Origin of the sequence: Epilithonimonas sp. JDS (assembly GCF_021261315.1) — a bacterium.
In the GTDB taxonomy this organism is placed as follows: Bacteria; Bacteroidota; Bacteroidia; order Flavobacteriales; family Weeksellaceae; genus Epilithonimonas.
Genome location: NZ_JAJSAX010000004.1, coordinates 124908 through 142220 on the forward strand (window position 1 = coordinate 124908; position 17313 = coordinate 142220).

The 17313-nt window shown below is 35.9% G+C and carries 17 protein-coding genes; 6 read left to right on the forward strand and 11 right to left on the reverse strand.

Features of this window, described 5'->3' with window-relative positions:
* Positions 1-36 precede the first annotated feature (36 nt).
* Positions 37-879, forward strand: a complete 843-nt coding sequence (locus tag LUD75_RS12730) for an RteC domain-containing protein (protein WP_232706084.1) — start codon at positions 37-39, stop codon at positions 877-879.
* A gap of 153 nt (positions 880-1032) precedes the next feature.
* Here the strand turns inward: LUD75_RS12730 and LUD75_RS12735 are convergent, their stop codons facing one another.
* Genes LUD75_RS12735 through LUD75_RS12750 form a run of 4 tightly spaced genes read right to left on the reverse strand, consistent with a single transcriptional unit; the run spans position 1033 to position 5263 of the window.
* Positions 1033-2622, reverse strand: a complete 1590-nt coding sequence (locus LUD75_RS12735; protein WP_232706085.1) for an MFS transporter — start codon at positions 2620-2622, stop codon at positions 1033-1035.
* A gap of 2 nt (positions 2623-2624) precedes the next feature.
* The gene (locus LUD75_RS12740) at positions 2625-3671 is read right to left on the reverse strand and encodes an HlyD family secretion protein (protein WP_232706086.1); all 1047 of its coding nucleotides are present in this window, start codon (positions 3669-3671) and stop codon (positions 2625-2627) included.
* Between the two features lie 10 nt (positions 3672-3681).
* Positions 3682-5016 carry a TolC family protein gene (locus LUD75_RS12745; RefSeq protein WP_232706087.1) on the reverse strand — a complete coding sequence of 445 codons (1335 nt, stop codon included), beginning with the start codon at positions 5014-5016 and terminating at the stop codon, positions 3682-3684.
* On the reverse strand, positions 5003-5263 hold the full coding sequence (locus tag LUD75_RS12750) for a hypothetical protein (RefSeq protein ID WP_232706089.1): 261 nt from the start codon (positions 5261-5263) through the stop codon (positions 5003-5005). The genes LUD75_RS12745 and LUD75_RS12750 overlap by 14 nt, the downstream gene beginning before the upstream one ends.
* Positions 5264-5355: 92 nt before the next feature.
* Here LUD75_RS12750 and LUD75_RS12755 point away from each other — a divergent pair, with 92 nt between their 5' ends.
* Entirely contained in the window at positions 5356-6135 is a 780-nt protein-coding gene (locus LUD75_RS12755) for an AraC family transcriptional regulator (RefSeq protein WP_232706090.1), read from the forward strand.
* 89 nt (positions 6136-6224) lie between these two features.
* On the opposite strand, the gene LUD75_RS12760 is transcribed toward LUD75_RS12755, so the two are convergent.
* From LUD75_RS12760 to mobA, 5 genes are all read right to left on the reverse strand, one after another.
* Positions 6225-6611, reverse strand: coding sequence for a VOC family protein (locus tag LUD75_RS12760; protein WP_232706092.1), 387 nt, complete (start codon positions 6609-6611; stop codon positions 6225-6227).
* 29 nt (positions 6612-6640) lie between these two features.
* Positions 6641-7405: an AraC family transcriptional regulator gene (locus tag LUD75_RS12765; RefSeq protein ID WP_232706093.1), complete on the reverse strand. Its 765-nt coding sequence runs from the start codon at positions 7403-7405 to the stop codon at positions 6641-6643.
* Positions 7406-8248: 843 nt separating this feature from the next.
* A complete protein-coding gene (gene mobC / locus LUD75_RS12770) occupies positions 8249-10243 on the reverse strand; it encodes a conjugal transfer protein MobC (RefSeq protein ID WP_232706094.1) in 1995 nt (664 codons plus the stop codon).
* 237 nt (positions 10244-10480) lie between these two features.
* On the reverse strand, positions 10481-11740 hold the full coding sequence (gene mobB, locus LUD75_RS12775) for a conjugal transfer protein MobB (protein WP_232706096.1): 1260 nt from the start codon (positions 11738-11740) through the stop codon (positions 10481-10483).
* 1 nt (position 11741) lies between these two features.
* Positions 11742-12176: a conjugal transfer protein MobA gene (gene mobA, locus LUD75_RS12780; protein WP_232706098.1), complete on the reverse strand. Its 435-nt coding sequence runs from the start codon at positions 12174-12176 to the stop codon at positions 11742-11744.
* A gap of 657 nt (positions 12177-12833) precedes the next feature.
* Between mobA and LUD75_RS12785 the strand changes: the two genes are divergently transcribed.
* Genes LUD75_RS12785 through LUD75_RS12795 form a run of 3 tightly spaced genes read left to right on the forward strand, consistent with a single transcriptional unit; the run spans position 12834 to position 14636 of the window.
* Entirely contained in the window at positions 12834-13601 is a 768-nt protein-coding gene (locus LUD75_RS12785) for a ParA family protein (protein ID WP_232706100.1), read from the forward strand.
* Positions 13602-13605: 4 nt separating this feature from the next.
* Positions 13606-14001, forward strand: a complete 396-nt coding sequence (locus LUD75_RS12790; RefSeq protein ID WP_232706101.1) for a DUF3408 domain-containing protein — start codon at positions 13606-13608, stop codon at positions 13999-14001.
* Positions 14002-14012: 11 nt separating this feature from the next.
* The gene (locus LUD75_RS12795) at positions 14013-14636 is read left to right on the forward strand and encodes a hypothetical protein (RefSeq protein ID WP_232706102.1); all 624 of its coding nucleotides are present in this window, start codon (positions 14013-14015) and stop codon (positions 14634-14636) included.
* 82 nt (positions 14637-14718) lie between these two features.
* On the opposite strand, the gene LUD75_RS12800 is transcribed toward LUD75_RS12795, so the two are convergent.
* Complete coding sequence (locus tag LUD75_RS12800; RefSeq protein ID WP_232706103.1) at positions 14719-15822, reverse strand: FAD-dependent monooxygenase; 1104 nt, start codon at positions 15820-15822, stop codon at positions 14719-14721.
* Positions 15823-15900: 78 nt separating this feature from the next.
* Complete coding sequence (locus LUD75_RS12805; protein ID WP_232706106.1) at positions 15901-16746, reverse strand: helix-turn-helix transcriptional regulator; 846 nt, start codon at positions 16744-16746, stop codon at positions 15901-15903.
* 255 nt (positions 16747-17001) lie between these two features.
* Here LUD75_RS12805 and LUD75_RS12810 point away from each other — a divergent pair, with 255 nt between their 5' ends.
* Positions 17002-17307: a DUF4134 domain-containing protein gene (locus LUD75_RS12810; RefSeq protein WP_232706107.1), complete on the forward strand. Its 306-nt coding sequence runs from the start codon at positions 17002-17004 to the stop codon at positions 17305-17307.
* Positions 17308-17313 lie beyond the last annotated feature (6 nt).

The following is a 17313-nucleotide window of genomic DNA, read 5'->3' on the forward strand; positions in this document are numbered from 1 at the left end:
GCTAAACGTTTTTTTGTAAATTTCTAAAAAAAGGACATGGTAACAAAAACTATTTTTAGAAAAATTGCAAAACTGCATGAAGATTTAGAGCTTAAGATCAATGAAATGTATGATGAAAATGATATGTTGAAAGTTGCAGAAAAATCTTTAATCTTAATCGATAATTCTATCAGACAATTAAAGTCTTTAGTGTCTGCTCATCATTTTGAGAATTTGGGCGAAGAAATTCATTTCTTCAAAAAGCTGAAACCAAAATTCATTTCCAAGTTCATTTATTATTCAACGGTTTTAGATGTAGAATCTCATAAGCCCAATGTCGGAAATAAAGCCTTGAAGAAATACTATGAGGCAGAGCAGAGAAAGCTCGAAAAATTTTATGCAGAACAATCTGATTTTTACAGTTATTATAGGAGGGAAGCGACTTATCTGGATCATAAAGTATTTGTCAGGGATTCCTATGATCTTAAAATGAAACTCTCATTGGGGTTCTACAATTTCGATACCAGCTTCACGACCTCTCATGATCAGCTTATTGCCAAATTTATGGCGAACGAAAAATTTGACCAGTATTTAAAAAAGCAGATTGACGGTTTATCAGATAGAGATAGCAGCAAATCTACATCGCCATTAGTCTGGTCAGCATCCAAGGTTGGACTTATTGAGCTGGTCTATGCCTTATACCATATGCGGTGCTTTAACGGCGGAAATGTTGAACTTAGCGAAGTGATCAAGTCTGTTGAAAAATCATTGGATACAGACCTTGGAAACTTCCATAAGACCATCTTTGAGATCCGAAACAGGAAGCAGGGACCGACTAAGTTTTTAAATATCGTCAGCGATAATCTTTCTCAGCATTTTCAAAATATTGAGGGGGAGTGACCTATGCTTGATAAACCAGAATTGCTTTTAAGTTTCTGGTTTATCAAGCATTATTAAATTAGGTGATTGCAAATCAGGTTACCACTCATTATTTTTTATCTATGGCATCTACTTTAATTAGTCTCATTTTAAAAATCTAATCATAAAAAAGTTTTAATAAGGAATATTACCTTTCCCTAATCGTAAAACAACTTGTCGAATCTGTGGTAAAAAGAACAAAATAACAATTACGAAAATCACACCTGTCAGCATCCAATCATAATAATCTCTTGTAGCACGAGCCAATATCTGATGACCTATCATTTGATTAATATAGGCTGAGGATAATGTTTTTGAAGTATAAATATCGCTGCCTGCGTTCATATATTGATTTTGAATATCCAGTAAGGTAGCTGGTAATTCAGGGTTGGTTTCCGTAACTGCTTCCCGAATCTTTTCACGAACTCCTGATTTTGCAAATAATTGAAGCTCGTTATTCAGTGCCAGACTAGCTGTAAACCCTGTAAACCTAGCCAATATACCAACAAGCGATGCATTGATAGCAATTGCTGGCGGTGCTGATGAAGCGGTAAACGAAACAATAGGAACAAATAAGACTCCTGTTGCCACACCATAAATAAACATCGGTAAAATGAAATCAATTGTTTCGCCTTGTACAGAAACAAATAGTATCATATAAGCGTAATAAATCGCCATGAGTCCAAAGCCAGCAATAATCATTCTTATCAGATTGTAGCCCATCAAGACAAATCTGGAGGTAATGAACATACTCACTGTAGTTCCAAAAATTACAGACGTCCATATCGGAATGGTGCTCAGTGGGTCATTTCCTAAAATTACCTCAAGATAGCCGTAAGCAAGTCCTGTACTTCCCTTAAAAATATAAAATGCAAAAAGTAATAATAGCCCAATGACAAAATTCTTTGTCTTGAAAATCTGCAAGTTGATTAATGGTCTTTTAAGTTTCAATTCTCTACTGATGAAAAGTGAAAGAATCATTAGATTAACGACACTAAGCGAAGTTATTAATGGACTACCGAACCATCCCAATTGTCGTCCGTAAACTAGAATATATCCTAAGATTAATATAAAAGACACGTAAAACAGATAACCTATCCAATCCACCTGATAAAGTGGAATCTTTTTGGTAAATCGAGCTTTACTGTTCATTGTTAGCAATAAAATAATTGTCAAAATGATGAGTATGACAATAAATCCGTAGAATAGCCAGTTAAAATCAAAGAAATGAATAACCACGCTGGTAAAAATAGAATAAAAAGGAACGGCAATCTGTATGCTGCCATATAGTATGCTAAAAGCAATCACACGTGCACGTACGGACTGTAATCTTGGGAAAATAAGTTGTAAGACGATGCTTGACATCAATGCACAGGTAATTCCTTGAAAAAACTGGCAAATAACAAATAATGTCCAATCTTTGAAATGAAAACAGATCACAGAACATATTGCATTTACAGCAATAGCAATCAGTAAATATTTCCTTGGTGCAAAATATTTTACGATCCGAAAATCAAGTGCCAGGAAAGCTACGGTAGAGCCATAGATAACGACCATACCATATTGTACATCTGTAGGCTTTATCCCATAGAAACCCATTGCTGCAACCGGACTACCATAAAAAGCGAAACTAAACAGACAGGTCATCAGGATAGCAAATATGACGGATCTCGCCACCCATTCAGATACCCAGGATTTGAAAATAGGAATTTTATGTGCTTGCATCATTAATCTTTTAAAACATAAACGTTAGCATTCATCCCGGCAGAGAGTTTCCCTAATTTTTCAGGCGTATCGGTCAGTTTAATTCTTACAGGAATCCGTTGGATGATTTTGACAAAATTACCTGTTGCATTATCCGGTGGAAGTAGCGAATAACGTGAACCTGTGGTGGGCGAAAGTGATTCGATAGTACCTTTGAATTTTTCATTCGGGAAAGCATCAACTTCTATAAACACTGCTTGTCCAATCTTAAAGTTGCCAATCTGTGTTTCTTTAAAATTTGCAATCACCCATTTTTCCTCGGCTTTGTTCAACAAAAAAGCCAAAGTTTGCCCAGCTTGTATCAATTGACCTTCCTGAATGGTCTTTTTACCAATTTGCCCATCAAAAGGTGCAGTGATAACCGTATATCGAATGTCCAATTCCTGTCTTTGAACAAGTGTTTCTTTAATTTTTATCTCTGCCTGTATAGCATTATGTTGAGCTCTGAAATCATTAAGTTTAGATTCTGCTACTTCTAAAGAAGCTTTAGCCTGATCATAATCTGACTGTGCAATGGATAAAGAAGCACTGATGTTGTCGAATTTTTGTTGTGTGGTAGATTCATCCGCCAGTAGATTTTTATAACGGTCAAATTCTTTTTGCTGTTGGTTCAATCTCGCTTTTGCTCCTGCTAATTGTGCTTTTATAACCTCAATACTTTTAAGTTGCGTTTCTTCGCTCGCCGTCAAAATCGGTAATTTAGCGTGTGAACTCATGAGTTCTGCTGATGCAGCATCTTTTTTCAGTCCATACTCGTCCAACTCAATGACAACAAGTGTATCACCTTTTTTAACAAGCTGATTGTCCTTGTAATATATTTTACTGATATAGCCACCCACTTTTGCGTTTATGGGCGACAAGTAAGCATCTACCTGAGCGTCGTTGGTCTGTTCATAGCGATATCCTTTAAAGAAATAGATAGCTCCCCAAATAATGATCCCTATGAATAATGCAATACCAAACCATTTGGTCAGGCCTACAACAATTTTATCTGTTTTATTTTTGTTCATAATAGTTGTATTAAAGAATTCCTACAATTGTCAATAGTCTGATATGGCTTACTTTTACGTTTGTCTGTGCTGTTATCAGATTGAATTTTGCTTCCAGTAAAGCATTTTCTGCCTCCAAAAGATCGGTCAGTAGCGATTCCTGGTTTAAGTAGCTACTTCTGATGACACGAACGGTCTCGGTGCTTTTGATGATATTTTGTTCAGCCGTTTCCACGCTCTCCAAAGCCTGTTGCTGCTGTAAATAAGCTTCTTTTACTTGAAGAGAGATTTCGTCCTTCTTCATCTCTGCTTTTTCTATAGCTTGATTGTTAACAACTTGGGCACGAGCAATGGTGTGTTTACTTTTGTACAGATTATCAATAGAATACTGTACTTTAATTCCTGCCTGACCAAATCCCCACAGGTCATTTGAGTATGGATAAAAGGAAATCTGTGGATAGTTGTAATTATAGTTAGCGTACAAGGAAACTTTTGGTAATCGTGTCGCCTTGATCTGCTTTATATTCAGTTCGCTCCATTTGATGTCGCTATTGACTATTTTGTATTCTGGAGATTTGTTGAAAGCAATGTCTACATAGTCATTGTAATCACCGTCTGTGATAGCGTTTAATTCAATTGTATCTTCGTATTTGATTGCTAGCCCCATATCATTTTCACGTCCCATCAGAATATTGAGCCGTTGTTTGGTGATTTCAATCTTTTTTGTAACATCAGAAAGATTAAGTTCCAGTTGAGACAATTTCACGGAGGTTCTCAGTACATCACTCTTTAATACGGTACCGTTTTTATGCAAACTTTCTATCAATCTCAATTGTTTTTTTTCTGCTTCAATCTCTGCATGAAGAAAATCATAGAAATGCAAAAACTTATACAAATCAAAATAAGCAACTGAGACATTATATTTTACACTATGCTTTTGCAGCTCAACTTCATATTGTTTTCGTGTCTCTTCTTCCTTTTTCATGGCAATGTTTCTTTTGTCTTTACCACCATTATAAAGATTAAAGTTCAAGTTGTAGCCTACTCCGTACCCGTAACCTTTTACAGGCACATCCTGTGGAGAAGAGAATAATCCATTTTCATAGATCAGAAATTTGGAGTTGAGTTTTACGTCTCCACCTACTGAAAGCTCGGGCAACAACCGATCTTTGGCTTCCAATATTTCTATTTTACTCTGCTGAAGATTTAGGTCGGATAGTTTTAGTTGTCGATTATTCGTTTCAGCCACTTTCCATATTTCTTCTAAACTTAGTAATTGTTTATTTTCTGTCTGCTGAGCGTAAATAGAAGATGCAAATAGCAGCAACAGTATGCCCAAAATCGGAACTGTTTTATATTGTTTCATTAGTTTTGTTTTTATAAATGATTGGTTTTTTTCTACTTTCTAACCATTGTTTTAGCATCTTTTTCAATTCATCAAAAGCAAAGCTTAAATCGACTATTGGCATAAAGGGACTGGAATAGGCACAAGCTAACCAGTAGCTGTTAGCTTTATCAACTTCTTCATCCGGATGAAGTGGTTTGTGTTCAAATTTTTTAGCTTGTATTTCAAGTTCAAAATACTTGTCAGTTTTTATGATTTTATGTTTCATAATGATTCTGCTATTATTAACAAAGCAAAATTATTCAACACATCAATCTGTTTTTTTATATAATTAGCCTAATATTTGTTATATTTGGCAAAGTGGAAATTCTTAACCAATTAATAAATAGTGTTGATCAACATCCTGATTCAATCCTCGTGATGCGACAACAGACGGAGCAGCGTTTGCCCTCTCATCAACACAATAAGGCTCAGTTATTATTGGTTTATGGAGGAATTGCTTATTTACAAACAGAGGCAAAAGATTTCTATATTCCGTCTAATCATTATATCTGGATACCGAAAAATTATCCTCACAATTTGATGTTTAATACACAGGATTTATATATTATTAATATTTATTTTCCAGAAAAAAAAGTGAGAGGTTTTTATGATGAATTGGGTATCTATCCCGTGAGTAAGTTGCTTGCAGAGATGCTCTCATTTAGCGAGAAATGGCAGGGTAATTATTTTAAAGGTTCATGGGAATTTGAATTTTTGACCATGCTTAAGAATGTATTATCAAAGGAAAATCTCAAAAAATTCTCCATCCAACTTCCTACAACGGACGATCAACGGCTCAATGCGATAATCGACAGTTTTAGAAATCGATTAAGTGAAGATCTAAGTTTAGATACTATTGCTCAGCAATCGGGAATGAGTGTGCGTAGTCTGACCAGATTATTTCAAACGAAATTGCATATTACTTTTGTTCAATACTTAAAAATGCTCCGGATAATCCGGGCGATGGAATTGATAAAAGATACAGATCTGAACATGACCGAGATAGCCTATGAAATAGGATATTCGAATATAGCAGCATTTAGCAATAATTTTCAGCAACTGACCAACATGAGACCTACTGAATTTAAGACCAAATAAGAAGTACGGCTATAGATTTATTAGCTATAATTTTCCCCTAAAAAGTTAATAGATCACTTAATTTAAATGATCTATTGGTGGTTGGCAAGCTATGCAATATTATCCTTAAATGGACTAACACTTATTTCTATCATCAGTTTTTCAAAAAAGAAATAGAAGCCAAATGTATTCCTGATTTTCTTAGGTTCACTTTCAAATTGTAAGTAAGTTTCTGGTTTTAACTTTTCATAAATATCCCAAACTGTTTGCTCATCCTTCTGATAAAATCCGATGTGGAAATTCTCTGGATATTCAGGCGTATTTTCTTTGTGGTTCAGTTCCTGTCCCCAAATAACTAAGGCGAAATTATTGCCGTTTTCCAGAACTGCCATTTTGCTGTTTCTATTCACAATTAAACTAAAACCCAGGTGTTTTGTAAATAAATTTACAGCTTTATCTACGTCTTGCACAACGATGTTAATGTGATTTAAATTCATTTTATTCTTATTTTGATTACAGAACAAAATTACTTTTCCGGCATCAGGCTAAATTGGATAAATCGGTCGTTTTCATTTTTATTTAAAATAATTGGTTTTACTCCTGCAAATTTTTTCACTTCCCTTATAAAATGTGATTGGTCTGCATAATCGAGTTGGGGGTAGAAATCTCCATTTTTTAGTTGTTTTAATGAGTTGGAGAAACGGATTATATTTAGATAGGATTTAAGCGTTACGCCCAACCATTTGTGGAAATAACGATTCATTTGTCTGCTACTCCAAAAAATATTTTCTTCGAGTTCTTTTACCGTAATTTCTCCTTTAGAAGCATGAATGCGTTTAAATAACTTCTTTTTTCGGTCGTCTATTTCTTTGGATAATAACGAAGAAATAACCTTTGTAGTTTTATGGTAAAATTGATTAAAATCATTCAGATCATCTCTTGAAAATCCCCAGTACCCTGTCTGAAGTGTTTTCTTGATGTTATTTAAATCTGCAAAAGATTGGTTGAAAATATATTCGGCAGCAATGGGATAAAAGCTGATTGCAAACATTGTAGATTTGGGAAATGGAGGTTTGGTGATTGGAGCAGAACATATTCCGGAAATGAAAATTTCAAAATTTCCATTTTCATCAGCTAGCAGAAATAAATCTATTTTTCCATCCGGAACTATAATGCCTTCTTTTTCTTCATCAGAGTTGTTTTTTACCATCCAAATGCTTTCCACTATATCTATTAGTGGTTCATCGGGTTTGAGACAGATATATTCTAATTTATTTCTTCGCAAATTCATCTATAATTGTTTGAGTACAAAACTATGAATTTATAGACCTACCTTATATCAGTTAAGATGAAATGCCAATAAGGCGAAGAATATCAAAAAACTATCATTATAACCTGATATTTATTACGTAGTATCTAAATGTTATCAATATTATTTTTTAAGAGAACCTTTTTTAAACAAATTTCTTAATACTCATTATGTATCCCAAATGCAGATCCTAGTGATAATTTTTGTACGCAAAAGCATCTTGTATAGAAATTTGATGAAAGCCAATACCAGTGATGCTTTTGTTGTAGCGGATAAAGATGCCGTTTTCGAAATCATTAATTGTGCGCTCAATTTTTGAAGTCAAAAATGATTTAAGTTCATCTGCTTCTTGTCGAGAAACTGATTCTGTTGGTTTTGTTCTCGATTGGTATTTTTTAAACAACTCATCTGAAATATATCCTTGTAGGGGAGAACCTATGTAAATAAGTTTTTGTTGTGTTACAATGATGTGTCCGATGTTCCAAATAATGTTGTTGTTAAAACTGACTGGAATCCTATTGAGTTGGTATAATGAATATTTGTAAAAAAAATCTAGATATAACTTTCGGCTTGTTTTTCACGTTTAAAACAGGGTTTTCATTTTTCTTTTTTGAATTTGCAAATATTCTCTTTAGCATCAAGAATAGATATGCTTGTAAAAGTCCTAACAAAAGTAAAAATTATGATTAAAGCTATAGTTTTGACAATTGGACTGTAAACAATAATTATCATTATGACACAGAAACGATGAATCTATCTTTCATGATGTGAGACCAACTTAATTTAGATAAATGTCAGGGCTTCGCTATTGAGTTAATTTACAAATTACTGCACCAAATGCTGCAAATCGGAGTCATTAGAAATTCTTTCTATTTCACTTTTTATGATCTGAAGAATATCAGTTTTAATACTTCTGTAATTTTTTTCAATTTCATGTCTCATACCGTCATTGCCGTCCTCGTCTGCAAAAGAACGAATTTCCGGTATCTTTTGATAATGCTTTTCCTCCGCTGAAAGTTTTGCAGTATCAACGACAATTTCCGAATGAAAAATCTTTTGTTCTATTCTTTCATCAAAATTATCCGAAACAGCACCTACAAAAAATCCCTGAGTCAAGGTTGAAATCTTAGATGCAGGAATCAGACTGTCTAGTTGCGTGGAGATAGATGTCGAGGTATCATTCCTGTTAATGGATATACTTTGTCTCTTCTGTAGAACCTTACCAAATCTTTCGGATAAAGCCTTTGCTGTTTCACCAACCACCTGTCCGCTGAAAATGTTTCCGACTGTGTTCTGAATGACCTTACTTTCTTTATCACCATAGTCCCGGGTAAGCTGGGAAAAATCCTGAAATCCCAAGCAAACAGAAACCTTATTGCTTCGTGCTGTTGCAATAAGGTTATCAAGACCTCTAAAATAAATGGTAGGTAACTCATCAATAATGACTGAGCTTTTCAGTTGCCCTTTTTTATTGATCAGTTTTACAATTCTTGAGTTGTAAAGCCCCAGTGCCGCAGAATAGATATTCTGACGGTCAGGGTTATTACCGACACACAATATTTTTGGTTCTTTCGGATTATTAATATCCAAAGAAAAATCGTCTCCCGTCATTACCCAATACAGTTGCGGCGATATCATCCTTGATAAGGGAATCTTTGCTGAGGCGATCTGTCCCTGCAATTGATCCTGTGCACCTCCCTGCCAGGCATCCATAAAAGGGGAGAGGTAGTTTTCCAATTCAGAATAGGATGTCAGAATGGTAAATACATCTTCATATTTTTTGTTCAGCAGCTCAATAGCGTGTGGAAAAGTACAGTACTTACCATCATCATAGATTTTCAAAAACCAGATAATAGCGGCCAGAAGAATAATTGGGGATTCCACAAAAAAGTCACCCTGCTTCTGTATCCAGCTTCTGTTAAGATTTAACATTATCGTGTATGCTGCTTCATAGGCATCCGAAATATCCGTCATAAAATCAGGATTTAATGGATTACAGCGGTGGCTTTTTCGAGGATTATCAAAGTTGATGATATAAAATTTTGGCTTTATGGTATAAGAATCGGAATGATGTAGAAGATGATTATAAGCGATTGTTGAAAGGTCATCAAATTTAAAATCATAGATATACATTGAAAAGCCCTTTTCGATATGTTGCCTAATGTAATTGTTGACTACAGCATAAGATTTTCCTGAACCGGGTGTCCCTAAAACAATGGTTGCACGAAATGGATTGACGACATTGATCCATCCTTGATGCCAGTGTCCTCGATAGTAGAATTTAGTAGGTAGATTGACTGAGTAGTCATTGTAAAGCAATCTAGTCTCCTGCTGAAAACTTTCATTTTCACTGTTGAAGACATCATCCATCAAATTGTTTTTCAATATACGGCTCATCCATATACCAGCCTGCATTAACAAAATATATCCTAGTCCGGTAGAAAGCAAATAGAGATATACAATAATGTCGTCGTGAAATTTTAGCAACCAGCCGTTCAAGAAAAATAATAGAAACCCAATTATGAGAGTTCGTATGATTTTGTTCCAGGTTATCTGCTCACTTTTTACGCCCTTTGTTCCAAGGCAGCTCAGACCTAAAAGTATGACTGCAAATAATTTGGTATATAAGGGATGTGAGAATAGACCTGAAGTCCGGTTAAAATTATGCAGCATCTTTGCAATGATGCCGATTGTCCACTGATGCTTATCAAAAAATCCATAGCAAAACCAGTAAAGATGCATCATCACAACGATAATGCTTACCGCTCTCATGAATCCCATAATTTTAGCTAATCCCCTTACGTCATCTTCTCCTTGCATTTTCTTTACATTAAATGTTAGGACTGGAAATTATTTACTAAGTAGATACTATGGTATATCTGGGAATATTTGTAAATAAATGGCGCTATTTGGCAGTCCAAACTCAAACAAAGTTGGTAGGAAGCGGTAGAAATTTATAAAGATGAAACTGATCTATATTGAACTTGGCTATGAGACTTGTATCGTTCCAAAAATACTATTGAAAAACGTTGTCAGTTTATATTAGACCTTATCTAGTTATTTCTTTTTTCTCATTTTTCTTTTCTTCATTCTGCTGGCAAATTCAATTTCTTCATAATCATTTTCATTACTTACAGGCGGAAGAATTCCACCAAAGGATTCGAAAAAAGAATCTCCGCTACTTTCAACTGCATTGAAAAGATGATGACTGTCTTGAGTAGGTTTTAGATGAAAAATATGTTGATCATTCATTTCCTTATCTCCCGTCTCACTTGGCTTATTCCATTGATCATTAAAAACATTCGCTGAACATTCCTTTCCCAAACGTGATCCATTCCAAACTGTTTTAGATGGATGGTCAATAAATGTCATTCCATAAATTCTTCCTTCATTATTTTTACGGATCACTGTATCAACTCCTTCTTTCTGTAATTTTTTTGTGAATGATTTTTCATCGTTTGAAGATTGTACTGTCAATACGATTTTTTCTTTTAGCTTTTCCCTCACAGGAAGACTTTTCATTCTTTTTATGGAAGACTCAAAGTGCCTTTCCAAAGAATCAAGACCAGCCTTTTTTCCAAACAGCGATGCTTTAAAAGGATGGCCTGTCTTTTTGCCATTCCGGTCTGTTGGAAAGTACAGTAAACCTTTTTGCAAATGACCGTGCAGTTCTCCTTCCACTTTTTCCGCAGTAATATTGAAAAGAGTGAGCAGGGCATTGTATTCCCCCAACGACTGAAATTGATATTGAGAACTAATATGTCTTACCACTGAGGCAATCTGACTTTTAATATCGCCTCTGTTATAATCGACCGCCTTAAAAATCGGGCTGTTCAACTTATTTTCTTTTTCCAGGGCAGATATTAATCCGAATTTCTCTTCCAGTTCACGGCATACTTTCATTGACCGAACCTTTTCGAATTTATCAGAGATTTTTTTACCATCCTCATCGACGCAAACAGAAACGATGTGGATATGACTTCTGTCTATATCCGTATGTTTAAATACTACGAAAGGCTGTTCGCCATAGCCCATTTCCTGCATATATTTCTGGGCGATTTCCGTATACTGCTGATCAGATACGTGATCTTTAGGATCAGGATTTAAAGAAATATGCAGCGTATGTTTTTCTGTATTTCGATTGGCTAATAAATAAGGCTCAAAAGATTTTGCGAGCTGACTTACCGTGTACTTTCCATCTGCCGTTTCAATAATTTTGTTAGTCAGCAGAATTTTTCCTTTCTCCTTCTCTATTTTCAAATTATTGTAGGACAATGTACCGAACAAATTGCTGCTTCTACCAATTTTCGCAATCATATTATTCGTCTTTCTTAAGATGTTTTTGATTAAATTCTTCAGTCAGTTGAACTACTTTTTTGAATATTTGCACCATTTCTATAGTCTGCTTTTCCAATTTAAAAAGTAAAGCCGCCGCTTTTTTCTCAGAAAAATGAGTGTATAGCAGTTTAACAATCTGATTGTAATTAATACCGACCGCACGGAACTGGCTGTGAAATGAGGTAAGCCTCATATAAAAATCAATCGTTCCTTTATCCAATTTCACAGTTTTTATCGTCTTTTCAAAGATGCAGGATGTTATAAAATGAGCTTTGACGGTCATTCCTGATCGGTCAAAAAGTTCAAGAAACCGGGAGTGTTCGACCTCATTAAAAGAGATCGTATATCTAATTTTAGCAGGATCAGCTTTTGGGCGACGACCTGTCTTTTTTGGGGCTTTTCCATTTTCATTCATAATGATCTAATTTAATTTTATAAAACAACGACTTCGGAGATTGTTTCTAGGCTCCCTGCAAGGGCAAGTTGTTTTCAGCAGCCGAAAAGGTTTCGAGATGCTGAAAACACAACTTGCCCCTTTCGGGTGAAAGGATAGTCCTATCAAATGCAATAGATCAGATGCTCCTGATGTATGCCTTGAGATTAGAAAAATAGAATATTAAAAATTTCTCAAGACCATTCCATTCTCCACTGACAAAGTAATTGACAATGCGTAAATGTGTATATGCATTAGAAAATGCCAAAAACCACCATTGCCGGCCAAAGACAACCACTATGAAACCCGACATTGTTTGATGTCGGTTATTTGTACAGGAATCTCAGCACGCGTGCTGTACGACAAAATTGTTTGAGCCCCTGAAGGCAGGCTTTTCGGATTGCCAGAAAGCCAGCAGTACTGACCACAATAAGTAAGGAATTCCATCTTGCCTGAAGTACAGAATCTGTTCACGGCAATACGCTTGACCGCCTGACTGCCTGAAAGCTGATTATAAGGCTGTACATCAGGAACGCTTTCAGGCTTGGAAGATCTTCGTACGAGCAGATTTCATTCTAGCCGGAGCGTAAGCATCCTCATATTGATTAAAACCAAAGTTTAACAATAAAATCAAAAAAAATGAAAACAAAAAAACAACCACTCATCATTGCCTTTTCGACTCAGAAAGGAGGGGTAGGAAAAAGTACTTTCACAACATTGGTCGCCAGCATACTGCATTATCGAATGGGATACAATGTTGCGGTATTCGACTGTGATTTTCCACAATACAGTTTAATGCAAATGCGGGAACGGGATTTGAAGACCGTGATGCAAAATGAGGCACTGAAAAAAATGGCTCACAGGCAGTTTACAAGCCTAAATAAAAAAGCATATCCCATTTTTCAAAGTAAGGCCGACACGGTCCTGGAAGAAATGCAGGAGTATATAAGTAATTCAGAGACGGCATCCGATGTTATTTTTCTGGATCTTCCCGGAACGGTCAATACAGCGGGTATTTTGCGAACGCTCGCCAGCGTACATTATATTTTTTCACCTGTAACTGCGGATAGGGTTGTTCTTGAAAGCACATTAAGTTTTACGGATGTACTTACGAACGTCCTGATGAAAGAAAAACAGACTGCAATTAAAAGCATACAGCTCTTCTGGAATCAGGTGGACGGAAGAGAAAAGACGCTACTGTATGAAAATTTCAGCAAGGTAATCAAAGATCTCGGACTTCAGCTTATGGAAACTTCCATAAGCGACAGCAAAAGATTCCGTAAGGAAGGGGAGACGGTTGCAAAGACGGTCTTCCGTTCAACTTTGTTACCTGCAGATCCTAGATTGATGACCTTATGCAGGCTTGACAGTTTTATGGAAGAGTTTTTAAAAATTGTCAATTTGTAGAAGTATGGAAAATGATAAGAAAAACAGCGAAGACCATGGTATAGATGAACATTACCTGATGTCCATTATGGCTGGTAGTGCGAAGAAAGAATCGCAAAAGCAGGAGTTGGAAGCCCCAAATGAAAAGCCCGTGACGAAGCAAAAAATGAAACATAAAAAAAACATTGACGTAACCTATGTCGAACAGTTTCTGAGCAAGCATTCTATGACAAAACGTGGTGATAAAAGCATTTACATCCGTGCAGAATATCACGAGCGGCTCTCAAGAATCATCCAGATCATTGCAGATGATCAGATTCCATTGTACGCATATCTCGACAATATCCTAGCTCATCACTTTGAAATGTTTGAAAAAGAGATCACCGATGATTTCAACAATAAATACCGTCCCATCTTTTAATACTTACTTATATGGAAAAAATAATCATAATAGGTCTAGTGATCATTATAGTTCTGCTATTGTTAGACAAGAAGCTTTCTATTCCTAATCCTCGAAAAAAACGCACCGATAAGTGGTTGGACGCGCCGTCTGTCATGGGAGAAACAAAGAAACCTGACAGACCATTAATGCCATATGCTTCCCATCAGCGACAGGAAGCTTCTGAAATTGTAAGTCGTGATAAGTTTGATCCAGAAACCACTGAGGAAATTTTTGACAGGTATGATCAGAAGAAAAATATAGAGGACATACTGGACAAAAACAACGCCTGGGAGGAAGAGGAAGAAGACTGGCAATATCAGGAATTATCTGAAACTGAAAGCGGGTTTGCCACAGGGGTTACCTTCGATGAATTGAGCACTGCGGGGCACATTCTTCAACAGGATGTTTTGGAGCCTGTCTTAGAACAACAAGCGGTCAATATCATTCAGAAAATTCACGGAACCGAGCTTTTCAGCCTTTTGGAAAATTCATTGGGTGATGCTTCAAAAAAGATTGCTGATCTCCTGAATAAAAGTATGCCGAATGCCGATGCTGTAATAACTTCCAACCATAAAAATGATGCAGAAGGTTTCGACATCGGGGAGTTTGTTTAAACAAATTCCCCTTTTTTAATTTATCGAATCCGAGAGAATGATAAAAGAAATTTGTCGAGATGAGATTAGAGTCATTACCCCTTCAAAACTCAAAACCAGTCTTATTTCTCCTGTCTATTTCATCCTGTGTTGATGGAAGGAGCTTATCTAGCATTTGCACTGCGCCTGCATGTATGTCCTCTATGAAAGGGCGGAGATCTTTGTTATAATCTTCAAATGCCAGCTTAGTATCTCCATTGCATTTTTTAAAGGCATCTGCCAAAGCAGTAGCCCCTATGATAGCAAGAGAACCGCCCATTCCGGCTGCCGGCGAAGCGCAATAACCCGCATCACCTACCAATGCTACACGGCCTTTCGTCCAGGATGGCATTTTTATTTGACAGAATTTATCAAAGTAAAAGGATTTTGAGTTTAATAATTCGTCTCTCATTTCTGAAGCTCTCCAATTCATTCCTTGTATATGGTCAAGAACAATCTGTTTCATTTGCTCTTGATTTCGGTAATCATAAATTATTTCCTTTTCAGGACGGAAGGTGAAAATGATGTCGGTTTTATGGTTATAAGCATACAGAGCGAGACCTTTATTTGGTTCTGCGTACATTTGATAAGTGCCTTCTTCCACCAATAATCTGTTGGCAATTGCAATACAAAAATACTGTCCTAGAAAATGAGCATACTCTGCTTCTTCTCCAAACCATATTCTCCGCACCGCAGAATGAATTCCGTCACAACCAAATACCAATTCAAATAGATTTTGAGTACCATCTTTAAAACCGACTTGAATGCCATATTCTTTTTCATCTAAAGACGCAATGCTATTATTAAAGATAAAATTAACGTCGTCTTTGATAAGATCAAAAAGCATATTAAGCAAATTATCCCTTTCAATCTCAAACTCATTATCTAACGGTTTATCCAATAAAACAATTTTTTCACTCACGTCATCAGCGTTTTTAAACTCCCATTTTTCAGGTCCTATTCTTTGCGCTTTTATTTGTTCAAAAAGACCCATCCGTTTTACTATTTCAACGGTTTCATCTTTAATATCTACAGGAGTTCCACCCATTTTAAGATCATTACCAATCTCCACTACTGTCACTTCGTAGCCCATTTTATTCATCCAATATGCAGTGGTAAGTCCTGCGAAGCTAGCACCCGATACCAGCACTTTGTTATTCTGTTCCATTTCTAAGCATTTAAATTCTAATGCAAAATTCTTAAATAAAGCAGATTGGTAAAATAAGAAGACGTGGTAAGAATTGGACTAATCGTGGTATTTGTTACGAAAGGAAAGTGCAGACATTCCTGTTGCTTTGGTAAAGAGTCTTGAAAAATAGGTATAGTCATCGTAGCCCAATTCAAATGAAATTTCTTTAATGGACTTATCGCTGTAATAAAGCATCCTTTTGGCTTCTAAAACAACTCTGTTCTGGATATGCTGCGAAACTGAAGAACCTGTTGTATTCTTTACACACTCATTCAGATAAGATGTCGAAATATTTAGCTGATCAGCGTATGCAGCCGGTCTTTTATATGTCCTGTAATTTTTTTCTAATAATTTTTTGAAATGTTGAGTGATAATTTCAAATCTTGAATGATGGGTCTCCTCCTTTTTATGATCCAAAAATTGAGAGATCAGAAATGCAACCACCATATTGCAGCTGTCTTTAAATAAAGAATAATGAAGCTTACTGTTTTTTTCAATGGAGAACTTGTGGCAAAGTTTAAATAGGTCATAAAAAACCAAATAATTTTTATCACTAAGTTCCAAAGGTGTAGTAGGTGTAATCTCTTCTAATAATTTGAGGTAATCTGGATTAAGGTGTTCATCATTTACAGACAAGGAGCAGATTGTAATATGATCAAAAGATAAAATGCGGTGTACTTGATTTGGATGCATATAAACCACACAAGGCGCAGAGATCTCATATTGATTAAAATCGATTTCTAAATGTACAGTCCCTTTTTCAAGAATGTGAAAAGTATGTCCTTCATCCCGGTGGGAATGCGTGAAATCTGATTTCTCCAGATTGATTTTGTCAATAGAAATACCTTGATGGGAATCGCTATCCATTGAATTGACAGGAATGTTATGAGTGTTTTTACGCATTGATCTTGGTTCGTATTGCTACAATATAATTTTATATGTTGTGTAACGATTCAAAGCTACAAAATAATACAAGTACTTAAAATATAGCATTACTCACATTGATGTTTATGATATTTTCTTTTTCTCGTCCAAAGCCAGTTTTTGCCAAACAGTACCGTCAAACACCAAGTTATTACTATCCAGCTTTTTCTATAACACTTTTGTCTCATCAACCCACAGAGTGTGGGCCAAAGTAACAAATAATCTGTTTCAGTTATGGAAAAACAAAGAAAGAAAATACTGCTGTCAGCTCTGACCATTTTAGCAGTAACGGGTGCTTTTGCCCAAGGCAATGGTACCGCTGGAATCAATGAGGCCACGCAGATGGTTACCTCTTATTTCGAACCAGCCACCCAACTTATTTACGCCATCGGTGCAGTCGTGGGATTGATCGGTGGGGTAAAAGTTTACAACAAGTTCAGCAGTGGTGATCCTGATACGAGTAAGACTGCTGCCAGCTGGTTTGGCGCGTGTATCTTCCTGATTGTTGCAGCGACAATCCTTCGGTCATTCTTTCTTTAAAATGAT